Here is a 7,884-nt window from a genome sequence, read left to right on the forward strand (position 1 = left end):
CCCCCTCACCGCCCTTCCGGAGTGTCGCCCGTGTCTGTCATCCCCTCCCCCTCCTCCACGACGACCGCCGATCCCGCCGCGTCCGCTGCCCCGTGTCTGCCGGAGGACGTACGCCGTGTGGCGTGCGTCGGCGCCGGGGTGATCGGCGGCGGCTGGGCCGCCCATTTCCTCGCCCGCGGCTACGACGTCACCGCCTGGGATCCGGCCCCCGACGCGGCCGTCCGGCTGCGTCGGCTCATCGCTGCCGCCTGGCCCGCGCTGGAACAGCTCGGCCTGGCCGACGGAGCGTCCCAGGACCGGCTGACCGTCACCACGACTCTCGAAGAGGCCGTGGCCGAAGCCCAGTTCGTCCAGGAGAGCGCCCCCGAGAAGCTGGACCTCAAGCGCGATCTGCTGGCCCGCCTGGACGCCGCCGCACCCGCCGGTACGGTGATCGCCTCGTCGACCTCCGGCTATCCGATGACGGACATGCAGACGGAGGCCGCCGACCCCGGACGCCTGGTCGTCGGGCACCCCTTCAACCCGCCCTACCTCATTCCCCTGGTCGAGGTCGTCGGCGGTGAACGGACCGCGCCCGCCGCGGTCGACTGGGCCTCGCGCTTCTACGCCGTCGCGGGCAAGTCCGTGATCACCATGGACCGCGAGGTGCCCGGCTTCATAGCCAACCGGCTCCAGGAGGCCCTGTGGCGCGAAGCGCTGCACATGGTCGCGAGCGGCGAGGCGACGGTGGCGGAGATCGACGCGTCGATCACCGAGGGGCCGGGGCTCCGCTGGGCCGTGATGGGCCCGATGCTCACGTTCGCGCTCGCGGGCGGCGAGGGCGGCATGGCCCACATGCTCGACCACTTCGGCCCGTCGCTGAAGTCGCCCTGGACCCGGCTCGAAGCTCCTGAACTGGACCGCGCCCTGTACGACGCGGTGGTGGCCGGCTGCGAGGAGGCGGCGGACGGCCGGAGCATCGCCGATCTGGTGGCCGAACGGGACCGGGGCGTCATCGACGTCCTCCGGGCGACGGGCCGCCTGCCCCGTTCCGCCGAGGAGGCGACCCGATGAGCGAGCAGCAGAGCCACGAGGAGACGACCGTGACCGAGAACGACGACTCCTCGCTCCCCCTGGTCCACCGGACCGTACGGCCCGAGTGGATCGACTACAACGGCCATATGAGCGAGGCGTTCTACGTCCTGGTCTTCGGGTACGCCACCGACGCGATGATGATCGAGACCGGTCTGCACGCCGGATACCGGGAGAGCACCGGATGCTCGCTCTACACCGTCGAGTCGCATCTGCGCTATCTCCGCGACGTCGCCGAGGGCGCCCATCTCGCCGTCCGCACGCGCCTGTTGGGCGTGGACGCGAAGAAGGCGCGCTTCTGCCACGAGCTGTACGTGGTCGGCGCCCCCGACGACGTACCGGAGCCGGAGGCCGAACCGGTGGCGACCACCGAGCTGCTGGCGCTCCATGTGGACCAACAGGCGGGCCGTACCGTCCCGTTCCCGGATTCCGTACGGGAGCGGCTGGCCGCCCTCGTCGGGCCCGCGCCCGCGTGGGCGGGGCGTTCGATCGCCGAGGTCCCGGCGGCGCGCTGAGCAGAGCGGCGGCACCGGGGGCCGGATATGGCGTCCCCGTTGCCGCCGTGTTGCGGGGCATGACGGGCCGTTGCGGGTTCGTGGCCAAGCGGGCGACACGCTTCCGCGGGTGCGGGGCGCGTCCTACGGTCCGTATTCAGCCCGTCACCGCCCCGTGCGAGGAACCACATGAGCCAGCCCCTCGACTCCGTCACCGCAGGCCACACCCCCGAGGACCAGGACCGGCAGGACCCCGGCGCCGCCTGGTCGTTCGAGACCAGGCAGATCCACTCCGGCGCCGCCCCGGACCCGACGACCGGCGCCCGCGCGGTGCCGATCTACCAGTCGACGTCCTTCGTCTTCCGCGACACGCAGCACGCCGCCGACCTGTTCTCGCTGGCCGAGCCGGGCAACATCTACACCCGCATCCACAACCCCACCCAGGACGTCCTGGAACAGCGCATCGCCGCCCTGGAAGGCGGCATCGCGGCCGTGGCGCTGGCCTCGGGCCAGGCCGCCGAGACGCTGGCGATCCTGACGCTGGCCGGGGCCGGGGACCACGTCGTCTCCTCCTCGTCCCTCTACGGCGGCACGTACAACCTCTTCCGCCACACGCTTCCCCGCTTCGGCGTCGAAGTGACGTTCGTCGAGGATCCGGAGGACCTGGCGGCGTGGCGGGCGGCGGTGCGGCCGAACACGAAGGCGTTCTTCGCCGAGACGCTCGGCAATCCGCGCGGCGACGTGCTGGACGTCCGGGCCGTCGCGGACACCGCGCACGAGGCCGGGGTGCCGCTCATCGTCGACAACACCGTGCCCACGCCCTATCTGCTCCGGCCGATCGAGCACGGCGCGGACATCGTGGTCCACTCGGCGACCAAGTTCCTCGGCGGGCACGGCACGACCATCGGCGGCGTGGTCGTGGACGCCGGTACGTTCGACTTCGGGGCGCACGCCGAGCGCTTCCCCGAGTTCCACGAGCCCGACCCGAGCTATCACGGGCTGCGCTACTGGCCGGACCTCGGCCCGAGCGCGTTCGCGGTGAAGCTCCGGGTGCAGCTGCTGCGCGACCTGGGGCCCGCCCTCTCACCGCACTCGGCGTTCCTGCTGCTCCAGGGCGTCGAGACGCTCAGCCTTCGGCTGGAACGGCACACCTCCAACGCGCTGGAGCTCGCCCGCTGGCTGGAGCGGCGCGACGAGGTGGCGGCCGTGCACTACGCCGGTCTGGAGTCGAACCGCTGGTACGAGGCGGGGCAGCGCTATCTGCCGCGCGGGGCCGGGGCGGTGCTGGCCTTCGAGCTGAAGGGCGGGGCCGAGGCGGGCCGGCGGTTCGTGGACGCGGTCGAGCTCTTCAGCCACCTGGCCAACATCGGTGACGTACGGAGCCTGATCATCCACCCGGCCTCCACCACGCACAGCCAGCTCACCGAGGAACAGCTGATCGCCACCGGCGCCACGCCCGGTCTGGTGCGGCTGTCGGTGGGGCTGGAGAACGTGGCCGACCTCAAGGCCGACCTGGAGGCGGGTTTCCGGGCGGCGAAGGCGGCGTCCTGAACCGGACGCCCCCGCAGCGCACGGCCCCGCCCCGCGCACTCCCCCACGCGCGCGCGCGCCCCCCGGCCGCGCCCCGGGGGGCGCGGCCGCGGGGGGGGGGGGGGGGGGGGGGGCCGCCCGGGCGGGACCGCTGGGCGGCGATCGAGGACCCGCTGCCCCTGGAGTCCGGGATCAGGCTGCCGGGGGTGCGCCTGGCGTACGAGACCTGGGGGCAGCGGGCGGCGGACGGGTCCAACGCCGTGCTGGTGCTGCACGCGCTGACGGGCGACAGCCATGTGGCCGGACCCGCCGGTCCGGGGCATCCGACGCCCGGCTGGTGGGACGCGCTGGTCGGTCCGGGCCGGGCGCTCGACACCGACCGCTGGTTCGTCGTCGCCCCCAACGTCCTGGGCGGCTGCCGGGGCAGCACCGGGCCGTCCTCCCCCGGGCCCGACGGCACACCGTGGGGCTCCCTCTTCCCGTACCTGAGCGTGCGGGACCAGGTGGCGGCGGAGGCGGCACTCGCCGATGTGCTGGGCGTCGGCCGCTGGGCTGCCGTCGTCGGCGGGTCGATGGGCGGGATGCGGGCCCTGGAATGGGCGGTGAGCAGGCCCGAGCGCACCGGTGCGCTGCTCGTGCTCGCCGCCCCGGCGGCCGCGTCCGCCGACCAGATCGCCTGGGGGTCGGTGCAGATCGGCGCGATCCGGTCCGACCCGGGGTGGCGGGGCGGCGACTACCACCGCGCACCCCCGGGCGAGGGCCCGCACCGGGGCCTCGGGCAGGCGCGCCGCATCGCCCACATCACGTACCGGAGCGCCCCCGAGCTGGACTCCCGTTTCGGCGGCGAGGCACAGCCCGGGGAGGAGCCCGCGCACGGCGGCCGCTACCGGGTGGAGTCCTACCTCGACCACCACGCGGAGAAGCTGGTACGCCGGTTCGACGCCGGGAGCTATGTGACGCTCACCGAGGCGATGAACGGTCACGACGTCGGCCGGGACCGGGGCGGGATCGCCCGCGCCCTGGCCCGGGCGGAGCTACCCGCCCTGGTCGCGGGGGTCGCATCGGACCGGCTGTACCCCCTGGCCCAGCAGGAACGCCTGGCCGAGCTGCTGCCGGGCGCGGACGCCGCGCACACCATCACCTCGCCGTACGGGCACGACGGATTCCTCATCGAGACGGACCAGGTGGGTGCGCTCGTACGGGAGTTGCTCGCGCGGGCACCACAACCGCACCCGCCCGCCCCACATCCGGTCACTCCTTCCCCTTCCCCCTTCGTCACCTGACCCGCGAGGAGCATCCATGAGCCCGGTTCCGACCGAGGACGCCTACGACCGGATACGGATGCGGCAGTGGTCCCGCGGCCGGGCACGTTCCGCCGGGGTGGACCGCCGCGATCTGCTGAAGCTCGTCGCGGCGGCGTCGGCCTCCGTGCCGCTGGCCTCGGTCGCGGCACCGGCCCGCGCGGCGGACAGGCTGCCCGGTGTGGTCAAACCGCTGCCGCCGGAGCTGTTCACGCTGCGCGGCACCAACGCGGAGACGAAGTTCGCCGCCCTGCGGGACACCGGTCTGCTCACCCCCGCCGACCGGTTCTTCGTCCGCAACCACACCGCCACCCCGCGCATCGACCGAGCCGACTGGAAGCTCACGGTGTGGGGCGACGGGCTGCGGGGCGGTCCGGTGGACTTCACGTACGCCGATCTGCGGCGGCTGCCCTCGGTGACCCGGACCGCGTTCGTGGAGTGCGCGGGCAACGGGCGCAGCTTCTTCACCTCGCAGCAGGGCCAGGCGGTCAGCGGCACCGCGTGGACGCTCGGGGCGATCGGCACGGCGCGCTGGCGCGGGGTGCGGCTGTCGGACGTTCTGCGCCGGGCGGGGATCGGGCGACACGCGGTGGACGTCCTGCCGCGCGGCCTGGACGCCGAGGTCGTCACCGACGGGGTGAACCTGGGGCGGGTGCGCCGCCCGCTGCCGGTGGCGAAGGCGCTGGACGACGTCCTGCTCGCGTACGAGATGAACGGCAAGCCGCTGCCGCCCGACCACGGGTACCCGGTCCGGGTCGTCGTGCCGTCGTGGGTGGGCATCGCCAACATCAAGTGGGTCGGCGACATCGAGGTGAGCGCGGAGCCGCTACTGACGCCGTGGAACACCGGCCTCTACCGGCTGTTCGGCCCCGGGTATCCGCCGGAGGGCAGCGCGCCGCTGACCCGGCAGACGCTGAAGAGCGCCTTCGAGCTGGCCCCGGGGGCCTCGTTCCCCGCCCATCGGCGTGCGTTGCTGACCGGGCGTTCCTGGTCGGGCGGGGCTCAGGTGCGGGCAGTTGAGGTCAGCACGGACGGGGGTGCGCACTGGCGGGCGGGTCGGCTGCGGGACGAGCCGCGGGCCGGGAGCTGGGTGCGCTGGACGGCCGACTGGGTGCCGAGGGAGCGGGGGCCCGCGGTGCTGCTGGCGCGGGCGACGGACCGCTCGGGGCGTACGCAGCCGGTGGCGACCGCGCACAACACCCAGGGCTATCTGTTCGACGCGGTGGTGCGGCACCAGGTGACGGTGGTCTGAACCCCGGCACGCGGCGGTGCGGCCGGGCCCCTTCACGGCGCCTCCGCCGGTACGGCGTGTCACGCGGCCGGGCGGGCTCCCGCCAGTACGGCCGCGTGGACGGCGCGGGCGATCCGCGCGCCCCAGGTGGAGCGGGGCCCGGCGAAGGGTTCGCCGCCGTCCCGGCCCGGTTCCGGTGCGGCGACGCACACCGCGTCCGTGGGGGTGCCCGAGCAGTCGAGTCCGGCGTCGAGGAGGGCCTGGACCTTGGCCTCGGTGGCGGTGGCGACGGCGTTGACGAGGGCGGCGTCGGAGAGCGCGACAGGCAGCGTGATGACGATGTTCACCGTGCCGGGGCGGAACAAGGGCGCCCGATCGTCGTCGGGGGCCGCCGCCCACCCCCGTACGCCGAGGCCCGCCGTGACGGTCGCCGTGACACCGCCGTCGTGGGCGGTCGTGTACGCGGCGACGTCGGCCGCGGTCATCAGCCCGGCCCCCGGGCCCGTGAGCCCTTCAGCGGCGGCGATCTCGGCGAGGTGGCGGTCCGGGTCGAGGCGCGGGTAGCCGCCGGGGACCTGGGCGTTGAGGATCCAGGCCCGGGTGCCGATGCCGCCGCCGAGGACCGCGCTGCTGCACACCCGCATGCCCGGCCCCAGCCGCCACACGAGGTGGTGGAGGTGCTGTCCGTCCTCGTGCCGGTCGCGAAGGTCCGCGCGGGGCCCGCCGCGTTGCGCGGGCAGCCCGAGACGTACGGAGGAGATGGCGCACCCCTGGTGGCTCGGCGGGTCGGCGGTGGTCCGCCCTGCGGCCGCCACGGTCCGCCGATCCTATGCGAGCCCCGGTGGCTCACCCGATTGGCCTAACGCCTTCCGGAGCGGCCCGGTGCCGCCGCACGGGGCCGGGGCCCCGTACCGGGCTTCCGGGAGCCACGATCGGGGCGGGCGGGCGGTTGCAGCGTCCATGCGGGTGAGGCGCGATGGAATCCGGACGCGCCATCTCCGGTGGAGCCAACCACAGGGCGTGCCCGAGAGGAGGAATCGGTTATGGGAGCCGCTGACGGTTTCACGGATTCCGGAGAACTCGACGGTCTGACCGTGTACGACAACGACGGCGAGAAGGTCGGCAGCGTCGGCCGGGTGTACGTCGACGACGACACCGGCAAGCCCGACTGGGTCACGGTCAAGACCGGCCTGTTCGGTATGAAGGAGAGCTTCGTCCCGCTCGCCGGAGCCCGTCGAGTGGGTTCCGACCTGCACGTCGCCCATCCGAAGGAGAGCGTCAAGGACGCGCCCCGGGTGGACGCGGACGCGCACCTCTCCGTGGCCGAGGAGGAGGAGCTGTACCGGCACTACGGCCTGAGCAGGAAGTCCGGCAATCTCGGTGAGAACCGGCCTGGCGGCGCGGACGCGCCGACCGTCGCCGGGACCGGGGCGATGGGCGCGGCGGGTGCCGCAGGTGCCGCAGGCACGGCCCGTGGGACCGGAACGCCCCCCGGCGCCAAGGCGACCGGCAAGGCGACCACGGTGGGGACGAGCGCCGGGACGGCCGGCGCGGGGACGACAGGAGCTGCGGGCATGGCAGGAGCGGGCAGCGGTACGGGCAGGCACCGAGACACGGACGCCTCCACCACGGCACGCCCGCTGGCGGGCGCCGGAGCGGGCACGTCCCGGGCGGCCGACATGAGCGGCAAGGACGAGATGATCCGCTCCGAGGAGCAGCTGCACGTCGGCAAGGAGGAGTACGAGAGCGGCAAGGCCCGGCTGCACAAGTACGTGGTGACCGAGGAGGTCACCCGGACCGTGCCGGTCTCCCACGAAGAGGTACGGGTGGTCCGTGAGCCGGTCCAGCCCGGGGAGAAGACAGCCGGGACCTCGGACTTCGGCGAGCAGGACGTCGAGGTCACGCTGCACGCGGAGCGCGCCACCGTACGCAAGGAGGCCGTGCCGGTGGAGCGGGTCCGGCTGGAGACCAACCGGGTCACCGAGCAGAAGGAAGTCTCCGCCGAGGTCCGCAAGGAGAAGATCGACTACGCGGACGGCAAGGACATGGGCACCGGCAAGGACGCCGGTGGCGAGTTCGGCCAGGGGCGTCGCCGCTGACCTGCGCATCTCTCAGGTGGCCACACGGCCGCTCCCAGTCCTCGGCCGCCCGGGGGGGGGGGGGCGGGGGGGCGCCCCCGGGGGGGGGGGGGGGCCCCCCCCCCCCCCCCCCCGGCGGCGCCGGGGCGGCCGGGCCCCGCCCCACGCGGGGGCCGGCC

General features: G+C 74.4%; 7 protein-coding genes. 6 read left to right on the forward strand and 1 reads right to left on the reverse strand.

The features are described 5' to 3' along the window. The first annotated feature begins 39 nt into the window (after positions 1 to 39). From JS521_RS31235 to JS521_RS31255, 5 genes are all read left to right on the forward strand, one after another. Positions 40 to 1,053, forward strand: a complete 1,014-nt coding sequence (locus JS521_RS31235; protein WP_205086292.1) for a 3-hydroxyacyl-CoA dehydrogenase NAD-binding domain-containing protein — start codon at positions 40 to 42, stop codon at positions 1,051 to 1,053. After that, entirely contained in the window at positions 1,050 to 1,586 is a 537-nt protein-coding gene (locus JS521_RS31240; RefSeq protein ID WP_205086288.1) for a thioesterase family protein, read from the forward strand. The genes JS521_RS31235 and JS521_RS31240 overlap by 4 nt, the downstream gene beginning before the upstream one ends. Positions 1,587 to 1,754: 168 nt before the next feature. Continuing rightward, on the forward strand, positions 1,755 to 3,116 hold the full coding sequence (locus JS521_RS31245; RefSeq protein WP_205086289.1) for a bifunctional o-acetylhomoserine/o-acetylserine sulfhydrylase: 1,362 nt from the start codon (positions 1,755 to 1,757) through the stop codon (positions 3,114 to 3,116). After that, positions 3,113 to 4,378, forward strand: coding sequence for a homoserine O-acetyltransferase MetX (gene metX / locus JS521_RS31250; RefSeq protein ID WP_205086293.1), 1,266 nt, complete (start codon positions 3,113 to 3,115; stop codon positions 4,376 to 4,378). The genes JS521_RS31245 and metX overlap by 4 nt, the downstream gene beginning before the upstream one ends. 16 nt (positions 4,379 to 4,394) lie before the next feature. Next, complete coding sequence (locus JS521_RS31255; RefSeq protein ID WP_205086290.1) at positions 4,395 to 5,648, forward strand: sulfite oxidase; 1,254 nt, start codon at positions 4,395 to 4,397, stop codon at positions 5,646 to 5,648. Between the two features lie 59 nt (positions 5,649 to 5,707). Here the strand turns inward: JS521_RS31255 and JS521_RS31260 are convergent, their stop codons facing one another. Continuing rightward, positions 5,708 to 6,388, reverse strand: coding sequence for an adenosylcobinamide amidohydrolase (locus JS521_RS31260; protein WP_307847979.1), 681 nt, complete (start codon positions 6,386 to 6,388; stop codon positions 5,708 to 5,710). 282 nt (positions 6,389 to 6,670) lie between these two features. On the opposite strand from JS521_RS31260, the gene JS521_RS31265 reads away from it, so the two are divergent. Beyond that, positions 6,671 to 7,726 carry a PRC and DUF2382 domain-containing protein gene (locus tag JS521_RS31265; protein ID WP_205086291.1) on the forward strand — a complete coding sequence of 352 codons (1,056 nt, stop codon included), beginning with the start codon at positions 6,671 to 6,673 and terminating at the stop codon, positions 7,724 to 7,726. The last annotated feature ends 158 nt before the right edge of the window (positions 7,727 to 7,884 follow it).

It is taken from the genome of Streptomyces durocortorensis (assembly GCF_016901035.1).
In the GTDB taxonomy this organism is placed as follows: domain Bacteria; phylum Actinomycetota; class Actinomycetes; order Streptomycetales; family Streptomycetaceae; genus Streptomyces; species Streptomyces durocortorensis.